The 19269-nt window shown below is 71.7% G+C and carries 22 protein-coding genes; 9 read left to right on the plus strand and 13 right to left on the minus strand.

Features of this window, described 5'->3' with window-relative positions:
* Positions 1–50 precede the first annotated feature (50 nt).
* The 5 genes from AB0J46_RS06965 to AB0J46_RS06985 all read right to left on the minus strand — a co-directional run bounded on the left by AB0J46_RS06965 (position 51) and on the right by AB0J46_RS06985 (position 5477).
* Positions 51–611 carry a type II secretion system F family protein gene (locus AB0J46_RS06965; RefSeq protein WP_364327481.1) on the minus strand — a complete coding sequence of 187 codons (561 nt, stop codon included), beginning with the start codon at positions 609–611 and terminating at the stop codon, positions 51–53.
* Between the two features lie 425 nt (positions 612–1036).
* On the minus strand, positions 1037–1750 hold the full coding sequence (locus AB0J46_RS06970; RefSeq protein ID WP_364327484.1) for a type II secretion system F family protein: 714 nt from the start codon (positions 1748–1750) through the stop codon (positions 1037–1039).
* 13 nt (positions 1751–1763) lie between these two features.
* A complete protein-coding gene (locus AB0J46_RS06975; RefSeq protein WP_364327487.1) occupies positions 1764–2927 on the minus strand; it encodes a TadA family conjugal transfer-associated ATPase in 1164 nt (387 codons plus the stop codon).
* Positions 2924–3964: a septum site-determining protein Ssd gene (ssd, locus tag AB0J46_RS06980; RefSeq protein ID WP_364327489.1), complete on the minus strand. Its 1041-nt coding sequence runs from the start codon at positions 3962–3964 to the stop codon at positions 2924–2926. Before ssd ends, AB0J46_RS06975 begins: the two co-directional genes overlap by 4 nt.
* Positions 3965–4697: 733 nt before the next feature.
* The gene (locus AB0J46_RS06985; protein ID WP_358290459.1) at positions 4698–5477 is read right to left on the minus strand and encodes an oxidoreductase; all 780 of its coding nucleotides are present in this window, start codon (positions 5475–5477) and stop codon (positions 4698–4700) included.
* 392 nt (positions 5478–5869) lie between these two features.
* On the opposite strand from AB0J46_RS06985, the gene acs reads away from it, so the two are divergent.
* The 4 genes from acs (at position 5870) to AB0J46_RS07005 (ending at position 9836) form a co-directional block, all read left to right on the plus strand.
* The gene (acs, locus tag AB0J46_RS06990; RefSeq protein WP_364327492.1) at positions 5870–7843 is read left to right on the plus strand and encodes an acetate--CoA ligase; all 1974 of its coding nucleotides are present in this window, start codon (positions 5870–5872) and stop codon (positions 7841–7843) included.
* A 186-nt stretch (positions 7844–8029) separates the two neighbouring features.
* Positions 8030–8470, plus strand: a complete 441-nt coding sequence (locus AB0J46_RS06995; protein WP_352321392.1) for a phage holin family protein — start codon at positions 8030–8032, stop codon at positions 8468–8470.
* Positions 8460–9377: an alpha/beta hydrolase gene (locus AB0J46_RS07000; RefSeq protein ID WP_364327495.1), complete on the plus strand. Its 918-nt coding sequence runs from the start codon at positions 8460–8462 to the stop codon at positions 9375–9377. Before AB0J46_RS06995 ends, AB0J46_RS07000 begins: the two co-directional genes overlap by 11 nt.
* A gap of 15 nt (positions 9378–9392) precedes the next feature.
* The gene (locus tag AB0J46_RS07005) at positions 9393–9836 is read left to right on the plus strand and encodes a DUF309 domain-containing protein (RefSeq protein ID WP_364327498.1); all 444 of its coding nucleotides are present in this window, start codon (positions 9393–9395) and stop codon (positions 9834–9836) included.
* Here AB0J46_RS07005 and AB0J46_RS07010 read toward each other — a convergent pair.
* Positions 9833–11023: a MarP family serine protease gene (locus AB0J46_RS07010; RefSeq protein ID WP_364327501.1), complete on the minus strand. Its 1191-nt coding sequence runs from the start codon at positions 11021–11023 to the stop codon at positions 9833–9835. The genes AB0J46_RS07005 and AB0J46_RS07010 overlap by 4 nt on opposite strands.
* Before the next feature lie 82 nt (positions 11024–11105).
* On the opposite strand from AB0J46_RS07010, the gene AB0J46_RS07015 reads away from it, so the two are divergent.
* Positions 11106–11618, plus strand: coding sequence for a HEAT repeat domain-containing protein (locus AB0J46_RS07015; RefSeq protein WP_364327504.1), 513 nt, complete (start codon positions 11106–11108; stop codon positions 11616–11618).
* A 15-nt stretch (positions 11619–11633) separates the two neighbouring features.
* On the opposite strand, the gene AB0J46_RS07020 is transcribed toward AB0J46_RS07015, so the two are convergent.
* Together AB0J46_RS07020 and nth are read right to left on the minus strand one after the other, a co-directional pair.
* Positions 11634–12299 carry a CoA pyrophosphatase gene (locus AB0J46_RS07020; RefSeq protein ID WP_364327507.1) on the minus strand — a complete coding sequence of 222 codons (666 nt, stop codon included), beginning with the start codon at positions 12297–12299 and terminating at the stop codon, positions 11634–11636.
* 49 nt (positions 12300–12348) lie between these two features.
* Positions 12349–13071 (minus strand): endonuclease III, encoded by a 723-nt coding sequence (gene nth / locus AB0J46_RS07025; RefSeq protein ID WP_364327510.1) that lies wholly within the window; start codon positions 13069–13071, stop codon positions 12349–12351.
* A gap of 76 nt (positions 13072–13147) precedes the next feature.
* Here nth and AB0J46_RS07030 point away from each other — a divergent pair, with 76 nt between their 5' ends.
* Both AB0J46_RS07030 and AB0J46_RS07035 read left to right on the plus strand, forming a co-directional pair.
* Entirely contained in the window at positions 13148–13576 is a 429-nt protein-coding gene (locus AB0J46_RS07030; protein ID WP_364327513.1) for a hypothetical protein, read from the plus strand.
* A 133-nt stretch (positions 13577–13709) separates the two neighbouring features.
* Positions 13710–14390, plus strand: coding sequence for a Crp/Fnr family transcriptional regulator (locus tag AB0J46_RS07035; RefSeq protein WP_125644033.1), 681 nt, complete (start codon positions 13710–13712; stop codon positions 14388–14390).
* On the opposite strand, the gene AB0J46_RS07040 is transcribed toward AB0J46_RS07035, so the two are convergent.
* The 4 genes from AB0J46_RS07040 to AB0J46_RS07055 are packed head-to-tail and all read right to left on the minus strand — an operon-like array spanning position 14372 to position 16635.
* A complete protein-coding gene (locus tag AB0J46_RS07040; RefSeq protein WP_364327516.1) occupies positions 14372–15160 on the minus strand; it encodes an MBL fold metallo-hydrolase in 789 nt (262 codons plus the stop codon). The genes AB0J46_RS07035 and AB0J46_RS07040 overlap by 19 nt on opposite strands.
* Positions 15157–15975, minus strand: a complete 819-nt coding sequence (locus tag AB0J46_RS07045) for an NUDIX hydrolase (RefSeq protein WP_364327519.1) — start codon at positions 15973–15975, stop codon at positions 15157–15159. Before AB0J46_RS07045 ends, AB0J46_RS07040 begins: the two co-directional genes overlap by 4 nt.
* A 49-nt stretch (positions 15976–16024) precedes the next feature.
* Positions 16025–16483, minus strand: a complete 459-nt coding sequence (locus AB0J46_RS07050; RefSeq protein WP_358290489.1) for a RidA family protein — start codon at positions 16481–16483, stop codon at positions 16025–16027.
* Positions 16480–16635, minus strand: coding sequence for a hypothetical protein (locus AB0J46_RS07055; protein ID WP_352321370.1), 156 nt, complete (start codon positions 16633–16635; stop codon positions 16480–16482). The genes AB0J46_RS07050 and AB0J46_RS07055 overlap by 4 nt, the downstream gene beginning before the upstream one ends.
* 131 nt (positions 16636–16766) lie before the next feature.
* On the opposite strand from AB0J46_RS07055, the gene AB0J46_RS07060 reads away from it, so the two are divergent.
* Positions 16767–17771 carry an ArsA-related P-loop ATPase gene (locus AB0J46_RS07060; RefSeq protein WP_364327524.1) on the plus strand — a complete coding sequence of 335 codons (1005 nt, stop codon included), beginning with the start codon at positions 16767–16769 and terminating at the stop codon, positions 17769–17771.
* A complete protein-coding gene (locus AB0J46_RS07065) occupies positions 17768–18895 on the plus strand; it encodes an ArsA family ATPase (RefSeq protein ID WP_364327527.1) in 1128 nt (375 codons plus the stop codon). The genes AB0J46_RS07060 and AB0J46_RS07065 overlap by 4 nt, the downstream gene beginning before the upstream one ends.
* 53 nt (positions 18896–18948) lie before the next feature.
* Here AB0J46_RS07065 and AB0J46_RS07070 read toward each other — a convergent pair whose 3' ends face one another.
* On the minus strand, positions 18949–19245 hold the full coding sequence (locus AB0J46_RS07070) for a WhiB family transcriptional regulator (protein WP_090771382.1): 297 nt from the start codon (positions 19243–19245) through the stop codon (positions 18949–18951).
* Positions 19246–19269 lie beyond the last annotated feature (24 nt).

The following is a 19269-nucleotide window of genomic DNA, read 5'->3' on the forward strand; positions in this document are numbered from 1 at the left end:
TGTCCAGCGGGGTCGGCCCTCAGGCTGTGGACAACCCCGCCGTCGGGACGTCACGGCAGGACGATCGTGGAGGCGAGGCCGGCGATCACCGGGATGATGCCCAGCAGGACGAAGGCCGGCAGGAAGCACAGGCCCAGCGGGGCGACCGCTTTCACGCCCACGGTCCGGGCGGCGGCGAGTGAGGCGGCTCTGGCTGTGTCTCTCGCGTCGTCGGCCAGGCGGGTCAGGACGTCCGCCAGCGGGGCGCCGGTCTGCGCGGCCCGGCTCATGGCTCTCGACAGCTGGCTCAGAGCCGGGTCCTTCGCCAGGGTTGCCCAGGTCGGCTCGGGGTCGGCGCCCAGGCGGAGTTGGCTGCCCACCCATGCCAGACGCTGACCGAGGGGGCCGCCGATCGTGGTCGCGGCCAGGTCGGCGGCGGCGGTCACCGGCTGTCCGGCGAGAAGGCAGGCGGTCATCAGGTCGGCGGCGAAGGGGAGATCGGCGGTGATCTGCTCGCGCTCCTGGCGGGACCGCGGGGGTTCCTTCCTGTGCAGGATCAGGGCGGTGACCGGGGTCAGCAGCAGGGCCACCGCGATTCCTGGGAGGCCGCCGACCAGGAGGGCGGTGATCACGCCGGTGATGGCGGCGGCGGTGACGGTTCTGCGGGTCGGGGGGCGGTGGTGGGGGTCCTTCTTGTCAAGCCAGTCGGGCTGGGCGGGGGTGTCCGTCGGAGAGATGGCGGGGCTCGACGGCGGGTCGGGTGAGGGCAGGAGGCGGGTGAGGCGGTCTACGGGGGTGCGTGGGGCCGACCACAAGAAGGCGGCAAGGGCTGCGCAGAAGGCGGACAGCAAAGGGAGCATCGGGCGGATCCAGTGGTTCAGGCGGGCGTGGATGAGGACGACTCGGACGGGCGGGGATGAGCGCGGCTCAGGGAGGACGACTCGCCGGAATAGGGCCTACAGGCTTCCCTGGAGTGCTGGCCTACAGGACTCGCATGAGTACTGAGCCTTAGGACTCGCCGGAGCCCTGGCCTACAGGTGTTCGGGGACGGGGCGGGTCAGGGTTGGGCCTTGGTGGCCATGCGGTGGGTCCACCACAGGCCGCAGGCGTCGAGGGCGGTGCCGGACAGGAGGCAGAGCAGGCCCGGCAAGGTGCCGAACAGGAAGCTCAGCGGGTGCATGTTGAGCGCTCCCGCCATGACCAGGCCGAGAACGGGCAGGGCCGCGAGCATCCGGGCTGTCGTGCGGGGGCCGGCCAGTTGGGCGGCGACGTCCTGGCGGTGGGCCTGGGCGGCGCGGAGCGTGCCGCCGACTCGTTCGACCAGTCCGGACATGCCGGCGCCCACGGTGAGGCTGACGTCCCAGCAGGCCGCGAGCCGGCGGAGGCCCTCGCCGCCCTGAGCCGGCGCCGCTGCCGTGAGGGCAGCGGAGACGTCGCCGCCGTCTCGTGCGGCGGCCAGGGCCGGGCGCAGGGCTTCCGGGTCGGGGAAGTCGACTGCCGCGATGGCCCGGGTCAGGGCTTCACCGGGGGTGCGGCCCGCGGCGAGCTCGGCCGAGAGCGACTGGCACAGCTCTATGGAGGCCCGGCGCCAGGAGTCGGCGCGGCGGGTGGGGCCGGGGCGGGTGAGGGTGGCCCGGAGCAGGTGCTGCCATGGGAGACGGCGGTGGCGAGCGGTCAGGAGCGCGTGCAGGCGGAGGGCGGGCGTGGCGGGGCCGGTCCACAGCCAGATGGCACAGGCTGTGGACAGCGCCGAGATGATCGCGGCGGTCATCGGCCGGGGGCCTTCATGATGTCCTGCGCAACAGGGATTCGTAGCCGGGGCCGGTGTGGGAGGAGCCGTTCGGGGCGAAGGTGAGGGCGGGGACCGACTCGACGAGGCCGGCCGGGGTTCTGGAGAGCAGGCAGATCTCGGCGACGCGCCTTCGGCCGTCGGTGCGGGCGCGGGTCAGGTGGACGACCACGTCGAGGGCAGCGGCCAGCTGGCTGTGCACGGCCTCCCTGGTCAGGCCGGCCGCGCAGCCGAGGGCTTCCAGGCGGGGTGGCACGTCGGCTGCGGCGTTGGCGTGCAGCGTGCCGCAGCCGCCCTCGTGGCCGGTGTTCAGGGCGGCGAGCAGGTCGACGACCTCCGCTCCCCTGACCTCGCCCACCACGAGCCGGTCGGGACGCATGCGCAGCGCCTGGCGCACCAGGTCGCGCAGGCCCACTCCGCCCGCTCCTTCGAGGTTGGCCGGGCGGGTCTCCAGTCGGACCACGTGGGGGTGCAACGGGCGTAGCTCGGCGGAGTCCTCCACCAGCAGGAGGCGTTCGGCCGGGTCGGCCTGGGACAGGAGGGCCGACAAAAGCGTGGTCTTGCCCGTGCCGGTGCCGCCCGTGACGAGGAAGGCGAGCCGGGCGTCGACCATCGCCGTCAGCACCGTGACGGCCGCCGGGGCGATCGTGCCGGCCGACACCAGGTCGGACAGGGTGAAGGTGCGGCGCGGCGGCAGGCGCAGCGACACGCAGGTGCCACCGGACGCGATCGGCGGCAGGACGGCGTGCAGCCGGACGCCGCCGGCCAGCCGCGCGTCCACATAAGGCGATGCGTCGTCGAGCCGGCGACCGGCGGCGGCCGCGAGGCGCTGGGCCAGCCTGCGGACCGCTCCGTCGTCGGTGAAGGTGACGGAGGTGCGGCGCAGGCCGCCGCCGTCGTCGATCCAGACCTCGCGTGGGCCGTTGACCAGGACGTCGGTGACGTCGGGACGGGCCAGGAGCGGCTCCAGCGGGCCGGCACCGATCAGGTCGGCGCACAGGGCGCGGGCGACCGCCAGGATCTCGGCGTCTCCGTAGACCGAGCGTTCGGCCCGGAGCGCCACGGCCACCTGGGCCGCCGTCGGCTCCACACCGGCGCGCGCCAGCCGGACGCGGACGGCCTCCACGAGCTCCGGTGAGACCTCCTCCGCGGCGCTCATGCCGGAAGCAGGTCGCGGAGGAGGGCGGCGCAGAGGGTGCCGAGAACCGTGCGCGGGCCGAGCCTGGGCAGCTCGCCGCGGTTGAGGGTGGCGGTGAGCCTCGGATGGTCGGGCAGGTGGGCGGCGACGGGGATGCCGAGGGACGCCGCGGCCGTCTCCTCGTCGAGGACGCCGGGACGGAGGACGGCCCGCACGTCGGAGGTGTGTTTGCGCAGCTCGCCCAGGACCTGGACGGTGGACAGGATGCCGCGCAGGTCCGCCGTGGTGACCGTCAGGGTCGTGGTCGCCCTGGTGAGGGCTTCCACGGCGGCCGGGTCGAGATGGCGCGGCAGGTCGACGACGATCAGGTCGAAGCCGCGCCGGCCCGCTTCCAGGACCGAGCGCATGGCCTGGGGCGGGATCGCGGCCACCTCACCGCGGTGGAAGGACAGGACGGCGAGGTCGCCGAACGACGGGAGCGCCGCCTGCAGGGCGCTGGAGCTGATCCTTCCCTCCCTCGCCACGAGGTCGCCCCAGCGGGCGCCCGCCGACTCCTCGTGGCCGAGCAGCGCGTCGATGCCGCCGCCCAGCGGGTCGGCGTCGATCAGCAGCGTACGGAGGCGGTCGCCCGAGGCGCGCAGGGCCAGGCAGGCGGCGACCACGCTCGCGCCCGCCCCGCCGTGGCCGCCGATGACGCAGGTCACCGCGCCGGACCGGGGTTCGGGCTCCATGGCGTCGGCGAAGCGTTCCACGAGGTGGCGTTCGTCGCCCGGGAGGCGTACGACGGCCTGGGCTCCCACCGCCACGCATTTTCGCCAGGTGTCGGGGTCGTCGGGGGCGCGGGTCACCAGGAGCACCTGGTCGCGGGCGGGAGGCGAGGTGGCGGAGAGGGCGTCGGCCTGGTCGGGGCCGACGGCGACCACGGGGGCGAGGTTCCAGTAGGGGCGCGCGCCGGCGGGGGTGTGGGCCACGTCGAGCTGGGCGCCGGCGGCGGCCGCGATGCGGACCAGGTCGTCGAGGAGGTCGTGGTCCTCGGTGATGACCAGGGGGCGGTGCACGGGGTCCTCCTCTTGCGGGGGCGTGGGAGGCCAACCCTGCCGGGGAGGACGGACGTCGCGAGAAGGCGAACGGGATTCTGGGGACGGCGGCGCGGAGGCGCGGGCCGCCTGTGGACAACCGGTGGGCCCAGCACGACTTGGGGCGGAAAAAGGGCGACCCCCGCCGGGGGGGAGAGCGGGGGTCGCCTGATCGGTCCGGCTCCGGGGGGGTAGAGCCGGTCCCGTTTCAGAAGAAAGCTTTCATCACTTCACCGGAGCATGGCAAGAGACTTGCAAAGCAATCCCTCACACAGCCGCTCCAGTTTCGGGCGATACCACCGTATGCTGCCCGATCCACTCGAGTTTCGTCGAGCAGTAATCTGGCATTTTCGCCAAGTTTTTTCGCCACCCCATAACAATCACATAAAGGCGATCACTGTCTGTAATCGTCACAGGTAGATAACGGGTTGGCGTTCGCGGGTGCCGCAACGGGACCCTCCCGGCCGCTCCACGGCTCGGTAAAGGTCTTGCCCCAAGGGGTTCCCATCAGGGGGGATCCGACGTAGAAAGGTGTTACGGACCACTTGTCCGGGTGCATCAGCCGGGCACCCACGCGCGACCAGCCGCGGGAGGCGCGTCGTGACGGGCTTGACCCGCTCCGACGGATTGAGGTGCACGCTTGGTAACCCGGTGTGATGCACCGGCGGACGGCGTCTCGGACGAGACGCCGTCAGCTATGTGACCAGCCCGTCCGTCAGCCCCGCTGCATCGCTTCGCAGATCGCGGTCGTCTCCCGTACCCCCAGGCTTACCGCCGAGGCACAGTGTTGTACCCACTGGCCGACGCCCTCCGGCGTCCCGGTCAGGTACGCCCGCAGCGCCTCCGCGTACGGCAGCTCCAGGTGCCCGATCTCCACGACGACCAGCGATTTCGGGTCGAGCCCGTACTCGACCAGGGTCAGCCGCTCCGCGGAGCGCGCCACGACGCCGTCGCACGTACCGAACGGACGCAGCACCGCCAGCTCGGCGTGCACCACGGCGGCCAGCACGATCGCGGGCGCCTTGCCCGCGCCCTCCAGCAGCCGGAGCAGGGCCTCCATCCGCGTCGCGGTCTCCGCGGCCCCCGGCGCGGGGCCGAGCCCGAGCGGGTCGGGGGCGGAGTCGTCCGTACGGGGACGTCCCAATGCGGGCTGGTCGGCGAGCCCCGCGGCGGCGACGGTGTGCAGGCGGGCCAGCACCTGCCTCGGCGCCTTCCGCCAGGTGGCACCGAGCCGGCCCATCTCCGCGGACGCCCGCAGCGCCCCCTGGACCAGCGGGTCGTGCACCTCGTCGCGGCGCAGCGCGTCCAGCGGCACGTCGGCGCCCTCGATCGCGGCCGAGGCCCGCGCGCCGCGCAGGGACGACTCGGTGGACACCGCCGGGCTCGCCCGGCGCAGGACGCGATGCCGATAGAGCCTGTCGACGGCCTGCCGCGCCTCGTCAACCGCCTCGGACACGCCTGGGAACCGCGCGATGACGGCCAATGGGTCACTCACGGAAACCGACCTTACCGGCGGGTACACCATGCCCCGCCATGGGCCACACCGCCGCCGGAAAAGGCACCACGCCGGGCCCCGCCGGACACCGCTCCGCCGCCGCACAAGGCACCGCGGGAGCGCGACATAAGGTCCTACACCGCCCCCGCCATGGACCGGACCGCCGCCGGATTAGGCGCTACGGCGACCCCCGCTTTTTCCCGCCACGCCGAACCGCATATTCTCCTGATTTCAGGATGACAACAGTTCAATTGCGTTTGTCATGCGAGCTGATAATCATGCGGCCACCCACGCGAATCGGTACAGACCTGTCTAGACCTCTTGTGTGGGGAGGCCGTGAGCTGGTGAAGTGGGACCCGACCTATCCCACCTGGCCATAGAAGGAGCACGAAGTGGCCCCGGAGACCCCTGGCAACGAGACCCAGGCGCTGTCCAACCTGCTGCAGGAGAACCGCCGGTTCGCACCACCGGCTGAGCTGGCCGCGGCCGCGAACGTGACCGCCGCCGCCTACGCCGAGGCCGACGCCGACCGTCTCGCCTTCTGGGAGCGCGCGGCCGAGCGGCTGACCTGGGCCAGGCGGTGGGACACGACGCTGGAGTGGAACGCCCCGTTCGCCAAGTGGTTCGTCGGCGGCGAGCTCAACGTCGCCTACAACTGCGTCGACCGGCACGTCGAGGAGGGACGCGGCGACAAGGTCGCCTACCACTGGGAGGGCGAGCCCGAGGGCGACAGCCGCACGCTCACCTACAACGACCTCAAGACCGAGGTCAGCAAGGCCGCCAACGCCCTGCAGGAGCTCGGCGTGGGCAAGGGCGACCGGGTGGCCATCTACATGCCGATGATCCCCGAGCTGCCGATCGCGATGCTGGCCTGCGCCCGCATCGGCGCGATCCACTCGGTGGTGTTCGGCGGCTTCTCCGCCGGCGCGCTCAAGAGCCGCATCGACGACGCCGACGCCAAGCTCGTGATCACGGCCGACGGCGGCTACCGCCGCGGCAAGCCGAGCGCCCTCAAGCCCACCGTGGACGAGGCCGTCGCCGAGTGCCCGCAGGTGGAGAACGTGCTCGTCGTACGGCGTACCGGCCAGGACGTCGCGGTGGGCGAGAAGGACGTGTGGTGGCACGACCTGGTCGAGCGCCAGAGCGACCAGCACACCGCCGAGCCCCACGACGCCGAGGACCCGCTGTACATCCTCTACACCAGCGGCACCACCGGTAAGCCCAAGGGCATCCTGCACACGACCGGCGGCTACCTCACCCAGACGGCCTGGACGCACCACGCGGTCTTCGACCTCAAGCCCGAGACCGACATCTACTGGTGCACGGCCGACATCGGCTGGGTCACCGGCCACTCCTACATCGTCTACGGCCCCCTCGCCAACGGCGCGACCAGCGTCATCTACGAGGGCACCCCGGACACCCCGCACCGCGGCCGGTTCTGGGAGATCGTGCAGAAGTACAAGGTCACGATCCTCTACACCGCTCCCACGGCGATCCGGACGTTCATGAAGTGGGGCGACGACATCCCCGCCAAGTTCGACATGTCCAGCCTGCGCGTCCTGGGCTCGGTCGGCGAGCCGATCAACCCCGAGGCCTACGTCTGGTACCGGGAGAACATCGGCCACGACCGCTGCCCGGTCGTGGACACCTGGTGGCAGACGGAGACCGGCGCGATCATGATCAGCCCGCTGCCGGGCGTCACCTCGGCCAAGCCGGGCGCGGCGATGCGGCCGCTGCCGGGCATCAACGCCGACGTGGTCGACGACCAGGGCAACAGCGTGCCGAACGGCGGCGGCGGCTTCCTCGTGGTGCGCGAGCCGTGGCCCGCCATGCTCCGCACGATCTGGGGCGACGACCAGCGCTACATCGACACGTACTGGTCGCGGTTCGAGGGCATGTACTTCCCCGGCGACGGCGCGAAGAAGGACGAGGACGGCGACCTGTGGCTGCTCGGCCGCGTCGACGACGTCATGCTCGTCTCCGGCCACAACATCTCCACCACCGAGGTGGAGAGCGCGCTGGTCAGCCACCCCAAGGTCGCCGAGGCGGCCGTGGTCGGCGCCACCGACCCGGTGACCGGCCAGGCCATCGTGTCGTTCGTGATCCTGCGCGGCAGCGTGGAGGAGAGCGACGACATCGCCGCCGAGCTGCGCGACCACGTGGCCAGGACGCTGGGCCCGATCGCCAAGCCGCGGCAGATCCTGGTCGTGCCCGAGCTGCCGAAGACCCGCTCCGGCAAGATCATGCGCCGCCTCCTGCGCGACGTGGCCGAGAACCGCAGCATCGGCGACGTCACCACGCTGGCCGACAGCACCGTGATGAACCTCATCTCCGAGAAGCTGCCCGCGGCCAAGTCCGAGGACTGATCAGGCCGCAAGTCAGCTGAGGCGCATGCCCGAACCGGGCATGCGCCTCAGCTGTCTCCACCGGACGGCGTTATCGTGGGCGATCGGGTAGTTCTGTGAGTAGCAGCGTCCTCGGCGTGTTCGGTGGCGCCCAGCCGTCCGTACGGGATGTTTGACACGGCCACCAGGCCTCGATAGGAGACGTTCATGCCGCAGACTCCCGAGGAAGAATCCCTGGGCTCGCTGGTCGCCCAGGCCAGCAGCCATATCTCCGACCTCGTCCGCTCCGAGATCGAGCTGGCCAAGGCCGAGTTCAAGTTCGACGCCAAGCGGGTGGGCATGGCCGCTGGCCTGTTCGCCGCCGCCGCGTTCATGGCGCACCTGTGCCTGATCCTGGCCTCGTTCACCATCGCGTACGTACTGGCCCAGTGGCTGCCCAACTGGCTGGCCTTCCTCATCGTGACCGTCTTCTACCTGGTGGCCGCGGGCCTGCTGGTGCTGGTCGGCGTGCGCAGGCTGAAGGGTCTGGCCGGGATGAAGCGCACCGCCAGGTCGATCAAGGGCCTCAAGGAGATCGCGACGCCGGAGGAGCAGCCGCTTCCCGTGCCCAGCCCCGAGGGCCAGCCGGTGAGTCGTGATGGCACCTGACGAGTCGGTCGTCCAGATCGACGGCCCGTGGACACACCGGGCCGTGCACGCCGGCGGCACCCGCTTCCACGTCGTGGAGGCCGGTGAGGGGCCGCTGGTCCTGCTCCTGCACGGGTTCCCGCAGTTCTGGTGGACCTGGCGCAACCAGCTCACCTCCCTCGCCCAGGCCGGTTTCCGGGCGGTCGCCGCCGACCTGCGCGGCTACGGCGGCAGCGACAAGCCGCCGCGCGGCTACGACCTGCCCGCCCTGGCAGCCGACGCCACCGGGCTGATCCGCGCGCTGGGCGAGACCGGCGCGGTCGTCGTCGGGCACGACTGGGGCGGCCTGCTGGCCTGGACGATGGCCGTGCTCGACCCCAAGTGCGTGCGCCGGCTGGTCGTGGTCTCGGCGCCGCACCCACTGCGGCTGCGCAACGCGCTGGTGACCGACCCCGCCCAGTTCAAAGCCGGCCGGCACGCGCTCGGCTACCAGCTCCCGCTGCTCCCCGAACGCCGGCTCACCCGGCACGACGCCGCCCTGGTCGGCCGGATCCTGGCGGGCTGGTCGGCGCCCGGCTGGCCCGACGCCGAGACCGCGCGCACCTACCGGGAGGCGTTCCGGATCCCCGCCGTGGCCCACTCGGCGCTGGAGTACCACCGCTGGTTCGGCCGTTCCCAGCTCCGGCCCGACGGCCGCCGCTACGCCAGGGTCATGCGTACCGAGATCGAGGCGCCGACGCTGCACCTGCACGGCGCGCTCGACCCGTGCGTGCTCCCGCGCACCGCCCAAGGCTCCAGCCGGTACGTCGCCGCCCCCTACCGCTGGCGGCTGTTCGAGGGCGCGGGCCATTTCCCCCACGAAGAGATCCCCGACGTGTTCGACACCGAGCTGCTCGGCTGGCTGGCCGACCCCGAGCCCGACCGATAGGAAGCCCCGCGAGCGATGAGAGACCGCGACCCCCAGGGCAAGCCGCGCAACGCCAGGCCACGCGACGCGTACGGCAGACCGCTCCCCTACGGCTCGCCCGGCGTCGACCGGGTCCCCGACGACTACGCCCCCACCGCCGACCAGGCGCTCGCCGACGCGCGGCGCTTCCTGGCCGAGGGGCTGCCGTTCAACGCGCACGAGGTCTTCGAGGGCCGCTGGAAGTGCGCGCCCGAGGAGGAGCGCGAGCTGTGGCAGGGGCTCGCGCAGATCTGCGTCGGCCTGACGCATCTCCAGCGCGGCAACGGCCGCGGCGCGGTCACCCTGTTCAGCCGCGGCGCGGCCAGGGCGCAGGCGTACGGCGGCGACTACGACGCGGTCGGCAGGGCGGCCACCGGCCTGACCCAGGACAGCGACCCCGTCGAGGCGATCGCCCTGATCCTGGGCGAGCTGCCCGGCTAGTCGCACTCCTGGGTGCTGGCCGCGGTGGTGTCGTTCCTGCCCTGGCCGGCGTCGGGCGCGACCTCCTCGGCGGTCAGCACGTAACCGGTGTCCTTCTCGCTGACCGCGGCGGCGAAGATCACGCCGTAGACGCGGCCGTCGACGGTGAGCAGCGGGCCGCCGGAGTTGCCCGGCAGCACCTTGCCGCGGATGGCGTAGACCTTCCGCCGGACGTTGCTGCCGTGGTAGATGTCGGGGCCCTCGGCGTCGAGGCGGCCGCCGATGCGGGCCGGCTCCGCGGTGAAGCCCTTGCCCCTGGGGAAGCCGGCGATGATCGCGTTGGCGCCGCGCTTGCCGTCGGCCTCGAAGCTGAGCTGCGGCAGGTCGAGGCCGGGCACGTAGAGGATCGCGATGTCGCGCTGGGGGTTGTAGCGCACGACCTTGGCCGGGTGGCGCACGTTCTTGTAGTCGATGACCTCAAGGTCGCGGGTGACGCCGGCGACGACGTGGGCGTTCGTCATGATCCGGCCGTCGGCGTAGACGAAGCCGGTGCCCTCGATGTGCTTGTTGCAGCTCTCGGCGTTGCCCTGGACCTTGACGATGGCCCGCTGGGCCCGGCCCAGCTTGGCGCCCTGGAGGATGCTCTGCGCGGGCGGCGGCACGTCGATCAGCGTGTCGGCGCCGATCGCGTCGAAGACGGGCGGGAACTCCGACCTGTCCACGAACTTCTTGAACGGCTGCTGCCAGTTGCGCGCGGCCTGCGGGATCGCGTCGTCGACGGTGGTCAGCAGCGCGGAGTTCTTGACCTGGTCGACCAGCGGGGTGAACGTCGTGGAGACGATCAGCGACCCGATCAGCCAGGCGATCACCAGCACGGACAGCGCGCTGGCGAACGTGCCGCCCACCGCGTCGGCCATCTTGGCCGGCTCCCACGTCACGTGGCTGCGCACGACGGCGCCGACCGTGGAGGAGGCGAACTGGCCGATCGTGGCGGCCAGGAAGACGATCACGATCGCGAGCAGCGCCTGCGGGGTGTCGCCGTCGACGACGGCCTTGGCGACCGGCGGAGCGATGAAGATGCCGAGCACGGCGCCGCCCACGAACCCCACGAAGCTCATCGCGCCGATGATGAAGCCCTGTCGGTAGCCGGATACGCCGAAGGCGATCACGAGGCCGATCAATATGAGGTCAAGCAGATCACCGCGCACGCTTCAAAGGTAACCAGCGATACGGTCAAGTGTGCACGTCTTCCGCCAGGACGGCGTCACCCGCCTGGCTATCTTGAGCGGTATGCCGCCGGCCGAGGGAACAGTGCGCGATCTCATCCAGGCAGCTCTCAGCGACACCGATCCGGACGGCCCGCTGCGCTGGCACGTGATCTGCCAGCTGCGCCAGCGGGCCGACCTGGAGTCGTTCATCGAGGCACGCCGCCTGTGCGCTGCGGACAACGTGGCCGAGCGCCTGCTCGGGGTGGACATCATGGGCATGTTGCGGCCGTTCGTGGACCGTACGCTGCCGGTGCTGCGCTACCTGGCCGCCAGCGAGGACGACGCCATGGTCCTGTACTCGGTGCTGATCGCCTTCGGCCACCTGGCCGACCCCCGCTCGCTGCCTTCGGTGATCGACCTGGCCTGTCACGGCGACGCGAGGGTGCGGTACGGGGCGGCGTACGCGCTGCAGCACGTGCTCGGCGATCCGCCCGACCGGGCCGGCATGGAGATGCTGCGCACCCTGGCCGCCGACGACGACGCCGACGTGGCCAACTGGGCCTCCCTGGGCGTCTCGCTCAGAGCCCCGGAATGACGCGGGCGTCCTGCGTCAGGGCGCCGGAGTGGTCCGCTCGCGCAGGCCCAGCCGGACGACCTCGGCCGGCAGGTCCTCCAGCCGCGCCTGGTCCCAGGGACGTTCGAGGCCGCCCTCGCGCAGCACGGCGTCGAGCACCATCGCGGTGAACCCCCACACCAGCATGCCCCGGACGTGGAAGGCCGGGCCGGCGAGCCCGCTGGGATGCCGCAACATGACCCGGTTGCCCGGATCGACCAGCTCGGCGATCGGCACCCGCTCCACGGACTCCACCTCGTCGGGCGAGGCCGCGTGCACGGCGGACGGCGTGTGCCACCAGCCGAACACCGGGGTGACCCGGTTGTCGCTGTGGTCGAGGTAGAGCTCGGGCATCGTGCCGAGGACGCGGACGCCGCGCGGATCGACGCCGGTCTCCTCCTCCGCCTCGCGCAGGGCCGCGCCGACCGGGCCGCCGTCGCCGGGATCGACGCCGCCGCCGGGGAAGGCGGGCTGGCCCGCGTGCCTGCGTCCGCGTGAGCTGCGCTGGATGAGCAGCACGTCGGGGCCGAGCGGACCCTCGCCGAACAACATCAGCACCGCGGCCAGGCGCCCGCCGTCGGCCGGGGGACGCAGGTATCGGGGGACCGTGATGCGCGCGGCCTGCGCCGCCAGCCGTTCGAGCCAGTCGGGCACTTCTGTCACGCCAACCTCCAACACGGCACGGCCTGGATCACTTCCCGCGACTCGGGGATCAGGAGAAGGGGCCGGGCCTGACCAGCTTCTCGGCCTCCGCCTCGCCGGTGGGCCCGGTGCCGAAGGAGGGGCACAGGTTCGCCAGCGGGCACACGCCGCAGGCCGGGCGGCGGGCGTGGCAGATGCGGCGGCCGTGCCAGATCACCCGGTGGGAGAAGATCGTCCACTCGCGGCGGGGCAACAGCTCGGCCACGATGTGCTCGATCTTGACGGGGTCGGTCTCCTCGGTCCAGCCGAAGCGGCGCACGAGCCGCTGGAAGTGCGTGTCGACGGTCAGCCCCGGCACGCCGAACGCGTTGCCGAGCACCACGTTCGCGGTCTTGCGGCCCACGCCGGGCAGGGTGACCAGGTCTTTGAGCCGGCCGGGCACCTCGCCGCGGTAACGCTCGCACACGGCCTGGGCCATGCCGATGATGCTGTTGGTCTTCGCGCGGAAGAAGCCGGTCGAGCGGATGATGTCTTCCATCTCGGCGCGGTCTGCGGCGGCGTAGTCCTCGACGGTGGGGTATTTGGCGAACAGGGTGGGGGTCACCATGTTCACCCGCTTGTCGGTGCACTGGGCCGACAGGATGGTGGCGACCAGGAGCTCCAGCGGGTTGCGGAAGTCGAGCTCACAGTGGGCGTCGGGGTAGGTCTCGGCGAGGACGCGGTTCATCTTGCGTGCCCGCCGTACCAGGGCGAGCTGGGTCTCCGGCTTGCGCCCCGCCGCGTTCGTGGCCATGCCGCAAGACTATGGGAACGGTTGAACCTTCTACGCCGCGTTCGCGTACAACCTGGCGGCTTGGAGGGCGGCGACCATGGGCGATCGGCACAAGGGCGAGTCACTGACCGAGTTCGTCCGCGCGGGCGGACCGTTGCGCGGCGCGGCGCTGCACCGGCTGGCGCTGGGCAGCGCGGCCGCCATGGCCAGGATGCACGCCCATGGCGTGACCGGCCTGCGGCTCACTCCGGACAACGTCGCGCTCGGCACGCGCGGCCAGGTGCTGGTGGGCGTGCAGGGCTCGCCCGGCCGCGGCGGCCAGGCCGCCGACGTGCGGGACTGGGCCGAGCTGGTGAGGTTCGCGAGCGGGTCCGGCGTGCTGCCGCAGCCGCTGCGCGGCGTCGTCGAGCGGTGCCGCCGTCCGGAGCCGGCCGGCCGCCCTTCGGCGGCCCATGTCGTACGCGTCCTGCTGGGCCACACGATGGCGACGGCGGTCGCCTCCGTGGACGACCTCCTGCGGAAGTAAGCAGGTCACCCGATTTGTTCATACACTTCAGTGCGCAACACAACAGGGCAATCCCGGGCTAACCCGGGCATTCCCATAGCCTGTGTGTGCCGCCCGGAGTGGGGTGAGTCACAATGGCAGCAGAGGAGGCAGAGTGAACACCGAAGATGTGCTGGGCAAGGCCCCCCTGTTCGCCGCGCTCGACCGCGAGAGCGCCGCGGCGCTGCGGACGAGCATCACCGAGGTCCAGCTGTCCAAGGGACAGACCCTCTTCCACGAGAACGAGACCGGCGACCGGCTCTACGTCGTGCTCGAAGGCAAGATCAAGCTTTCCCGCACCTCGCCCGACGGCCGCGAGAACCTGCTGAGCGTGCTCGGCCCGAGCGAGATGTTCGGCGAGCTGTCGCTGTTCGACCCGCGTCCGCGCACCGCCACGGCGACGGCGCTGACCGACGTGCGCCTGGCCGGGCTGGGCCACGACGACCTGCGCCCGTGGCTGACCGGCCGCCCCGAGGTGGCGCTGCACCTGCTGCGCGCGCTGGCCCAGCGGCTGCGCCGCACCAACGACGTGCTGGCCGACCTGGTCTTCACCGACGTGCCCGGCCGGGTCGCCAAGCAGCTCCTCGACCTGGCCGAGCGGTTCGGCACCAAGACCGACGACGGCATGCGCGTGCACCACGACCTCACCCAGGAGGAGCTGGCCCAGCTCGTCGGGGCCTCGCGCGAGACGGTGAACAAGGCCCTGGCCGACTTCGCCCAGCGCGGCTGGCTGCGCATCGAGGCCAAGGCCGTGGTCATCCTCGACATGGACCGGCTCTACAACCGTTCCAGGTAGTCGAGCTGGGCCCGCACGGAGACCTCCGCCGCGGGCCAGAGCGACCTGTCGACGTCGGCGTACACGATCTCGACGACCTCCCGCGGCGTGCGCGCGCCCTGCGCCTGCGCCGTTCTGATCTGGTCGAGCCGCTGCCGCCGGTGGGCGATGTAGCCGTCGAGGGCCGCGATCGGGTCGGGCAGCACCGGGCCGTGGCCGGGCAGCAGCGCCCGCGCCCCCAGGCCCTCGGCCGCCGCCCGCAGCCGGTCGAGGCTGCGCAGGTAGTCGCCGAGGCCGCCGTCCTGGGCGATGATCGTGGTCCCCCGGCCGAGGACGGTGTCGCCGGTCAGCATGGCCCGGTCCTGGGGCAGCCAGAAGCACAGCGAGTCGAACGAGTGGCCGGGCGTGGCGTAGACGTGCAGCTCCAGGCCGTCGACCGTGATCACGTCGCCGTCGCCGAGCCCTTCGTCGCCGAGCCGGTGGCGCGGGTCGAGGGCGCGTACGGGGGCGTCGACCAGCTCGGCGAACCGTTTGGCGCCGCCGCTGTGGTCGGCGTGGCCGTGCGTGAGCAGGATCTGGGTGACCCGCCGCTCGCCCAGATGGTCGCGTACGCGCAGCAGGTGCGCCTCGTCGTCGGGCCCGGGATCGACCACGACCGCGTCGCGGGTGCCGATGACCCAGGTGTTGGTGCCGTCGAGCGTCATGGCGGACGGGTTGGGCGCCAGCAGGTTCTCGGCGTGCTCGGTACGGGAGCCGTCGGGCGTGCCGAGCGGGATGTGCAGGCCGCTCACGGCGTCATCAACCTCATCTCCCCCTCGACCTCCACGGCCGTCGGCAAAATCGCGGTGATCCGCCGCTCCTCGGCCAGCACGGACGCCACGCTGTCGTGCCCGGCCAGCTCGTTGAGCGTGTGGGAGGTGGGCGGCATCAGGAAGATCTCACCCGCGCGCCACAGCTCGATCGCCTCGGCCGGCCGCCGCCACACCACGTGGTCGGCCTCGCCCCCGACGTCGCGCGTGCGCTGGCCCTCGGGCAGCACCGCCACGAAGAACCGGGTGTCGAACCTGCGCTGCTCGATCTCCGGCGTGATCCAGTGGGCCCACGGCTTGAGCAGGTCGGACCGCAGCACCAGGCCCCGCTTGGCCAGGAAGTCGGCGAAGGCCAGGCTGCGGTCGATCAGCGCCAGCCGGTCGGCCTCCCAGTCGTCGCCCGTGGTGTCCTCGACCACGCTGTCCGGCCCCGGCCCCGCCAGCAGCACCCCGGACTCCTCGAACGTCTCCCGCACGGCCGCGCACACCAGCCCGCGCGCCACGTTCTCACTGGCGTGGAAGACCTCGCCCCACTCCTTGGGGGACGGCCCGGCCCAGGCCACCGCCTGGTCGGTGTCGCGGGGATCGACGGAGCCGCCGGGGAAGACGTAGGCGCCCGCCGCGAAGGCCATCGTGGACTTCCGCCGGAGCAGGTAGACCTCGGGCCCGCCGCGCGGGCCCGAGCCGCGCAGGATCACCACCGTGGCGGCGTCGCGCGCCGGGACGGGGGCGAGCCGCCCGGCGATGATCTCTCTGGCTCGCGCGGCGAGCTCGTCGGGAAGGGGAAGACCGGCCACCTGACCTCCTACTAGAACATCACTCGGTCATGGTGACACATCCTGATGGTCAGGAGACCTCCGCGATCAGCTCCACTTCCACGGGGGCGTCCAGCGGCAGCGCGGCCACGCCCACGGCGCTGCGGGCGTGCTTGCCCGCCTCGCCGAACACCTCGGCCAGGAAGTCGCTGGCGCCGTTGGCCACCTGGGGCTGCTCGGTGAAGCTCGGCGCGCTGGCCACGAAGACCACGACCTTGACGATCCGCCGCACCCGGGACAGCTCGCCCAGCTCGGCCTTGAGCGCGGCCAGCGCGTTGAGCACGCAGATGCGCGCCTGCGCCTTGCCCTCGTCGACGCCGAGGTCGACGCCGAGCTTGCCGGTCTGGTGCAGCTTGCCCTCCAGCATGGGCACCTGGCCGGAGGTGTAGACGAGGTCACCGGTACGAACGGTCGGCACGTACGCGGCCAGCGGCGTCACCGGCTGGGGCAGCTCGTACCCGAGCTCGGCGATCCGCTCCTCGGGGCTCACGCCTTCTCCCGCTTGAAGTAGGCGACGAGCTGCTCGGGCGAGGCGCCCTGGACGATCTGGACGAGCTCCCAGCCGTCGGACCCGAAGTTGTCGAGGATCATCTTCGTGTTGTGGATCAGCACCGGAGCGGTGAGGTACTCCCATTTCTTCATGGCATGACGATCTCATGGAAAGCCGCTTCCCGGCCTGTCACCCCACCCATACGGGGGGCGGTGACCACAATGTGAGCAATCAAACGGTGGCCGTCGGGTTTCGACAAGTAACCGTTCGGTAGCCTCGAAACGTGGACTCTCCGGACACGGATTGGGGCGACGTGCGGCTGCACGTCGTCACCGGCAAGGGCGGCACCGGCAAGACGACCGTCGCCGCCGCCCTCGCCCTCGCACTGGCCGCGGGCGGGCGCAAGGTGCTGCTCGTCGAGGTGGAGGGCAGGCAGGGCATCGCCCAGATCTTCGACCTGCCGCCGCTGCCCTACGAGGAGCGCAAGATCGCCGTCGCGCCCTCCGGCGGCGACGTGTACGCGCTGGCCATCGATCCCGAAGAGGCCATGCTCGAATACATGGAGATGTTCTACGGCATGCGCAGGGCCGGACGCGCGCTGACCAAGATGGGCATCGTCGACTTCGCCACCACCGTGGCCCCCGGGTTCCGCGACGTCCTGGTCACTGGCAAGACGACCGAGGCCGTGCGCAGGCGGGGCAAGAACGGGCGCCGGGTCTATGACGCCGTCGTCCTCGACGCGCCGCCCACCGGCCGCATCACGCGCTTCCTGAACGTCACCCAGGAGGTCGCCGGCCTGGCCAAGGTCGGACCGATCAAGAACCACTCGGAACTCGTGAACGGCGTCGTGAAGTCCAGGGAGACGATGGTGCACTTCGTCACCCTCCTGGAGGAGATGCCGGTGCAGGAGACCCTCGACGGGGTCGCCGAATTGCGCTCGGCCGGGCTTCCCACAGGTTGCGTTTTCATCAACATGGTCCGTGAATCACTGCTTCCACCGGCCGCTCTTGACATGGCTGTCAAGGGCCGATTCGACGTGGGCGAGCTGGCGCTCGGGCTCAAGGCGGCCGGCCTCGCCGACACCTCCGACGCCGCCGCGATGGCCGAGGCGCTCGCCGAGGAGGTCGTCGAGCACGCCCGCCGCACCGAGCTGGAGCACTCCGAGCGCGAGTCGCTGGCCGAGGCCGGCCTGCCGCGCGTCGAGCTGCCGCTGCTGGCCGACGGCGTCGACCTGGCCGGCCTGTACGAGCTGGCCGAAGTCCTCCGCACCCACCGGGGAGCAGTGTGAAGAAGCCCATCCCCCTCGACGTCGACGCGATCCTCGACGACAAGGGCACCCGGATCATCGTCTGCTGCGGCTCCGGCGGCGTCGGCAAGACCACGACCGCCGCGGCCCTCGGCCTGCGCGCGGCCGAACGCGGCCGGTGCGCGGTGGTGCTGACCGTCGACCCGGCGCGCCGCCTGGCCCAGTCGATGGGCCTGACCGAGCTGGACAACACCCCGCGCCTGGTCAGCTCGCCCGAGGGCGGCGGCCAGCTCTTCGCCATGATGCTCGACATGAAGCGCACGTTCGACGAGATCATCGAGGCGCACGCGGACCCCGAGCGGGCCCGCCAGATCCTGTCGAACCCCTTCTACCAGTCGCTGTCCTCCAGCTTCTCGGGCACGCAGGAGTACATGGCGATGGAGAAGCTCGGCCAGCTCCGCCGCTCCGACGAGTGGGATCTGATCATCGTGGACACGCCGCCCTCGCGGTCGGCGCTGGACTTCCTGGACGCGCCGGAGCGGCTCGGCCGTTTCCTCGACGGGCGGTTCATCCGGCTGCTCACCGCCCCCGCCAAGGCGGGCGGGCGCAGCGCGTTCCGGCTGCTCAACGCCGGGTTCGGGTTGATGGCCGGAGCGATGACCAAGCTGCTCGGCGCGCAGGTGATCAAGGACTTGCAGACGTTCGTGTCCGCCCTGGACGCCGTGTTCGGCGGGTTCAGGCAGCGGGCCGAGATGACGTACCAGCTGTTGCAGGCGCCGGGCACGGCCTTCCTCGTGGTGGCCGCGCCGGAACGCGACGCGATGAGGGAGGCGTCGTACTTCGTGGAACGGCTCGCCGAGGAGCGCATGCCCCTCGCCGGGCTCGTGGTGAACCGGGTGCACGTGTCGCCCGGCTCGGCGCTCTCGGCGGCACGCAGCGCCGCCGCGGCCGAGGACCTGGAGTCGAGGGGCGAACACGAGTTGACGGCCGCTGTGCTGCGGCTGCACACCGGCCGGATGCAACTCGCCACTCGCGAGAGCCGCGAGCAGGAGCATTTCGTCTCGGCTCATCCCACGGTGCCCGTGGCACAGGTACGTGCGATGTCCGGAGATGTCCACGATCTAGCCGGACTGCGGCAGATCGGGAACCTGTTGGCGAGCGCGTAGAGAAAGCACGGCCGACGGGCGGCGCCGGCCGTGCTCTCCCGCCGCGGGCCAGATCAGCCCGCGATCAGCTCATTGGTCCGTTCGTACTCTTCCTTCGCGGACTCGAGCAGGTCGCGCCACGAGTCCACGTCGGGCCGGCGCCTGAGCAGCGCACGGCGTTCGCGTTCGGTCATACCGCCCCACACCCCGAACTCGATGCGGTTGTCCAGCGCATCGGCGAGGCATTCGGTACGGACCGGGCATCCTCGACAGATCAGCTTCGCCCTGTTCTGTGCGGCGCCCTGGACGAACAGCGCGTCCGGGTCCGCACCCTTACAGGCGGCACGGGAGGTCCAATCCGTGATCCACATTTTTCGACCCCACTCCCCTTAGGT

It is taken from the genome of Nonomuraea sp. NPDC049758 (assembly GCF_040674635.1).
Lineage (GTDB): Bacteria > Actinomycetota > Actinomycetes > Streptosporangiales > Streptosporangiaceae > Nonomuraea.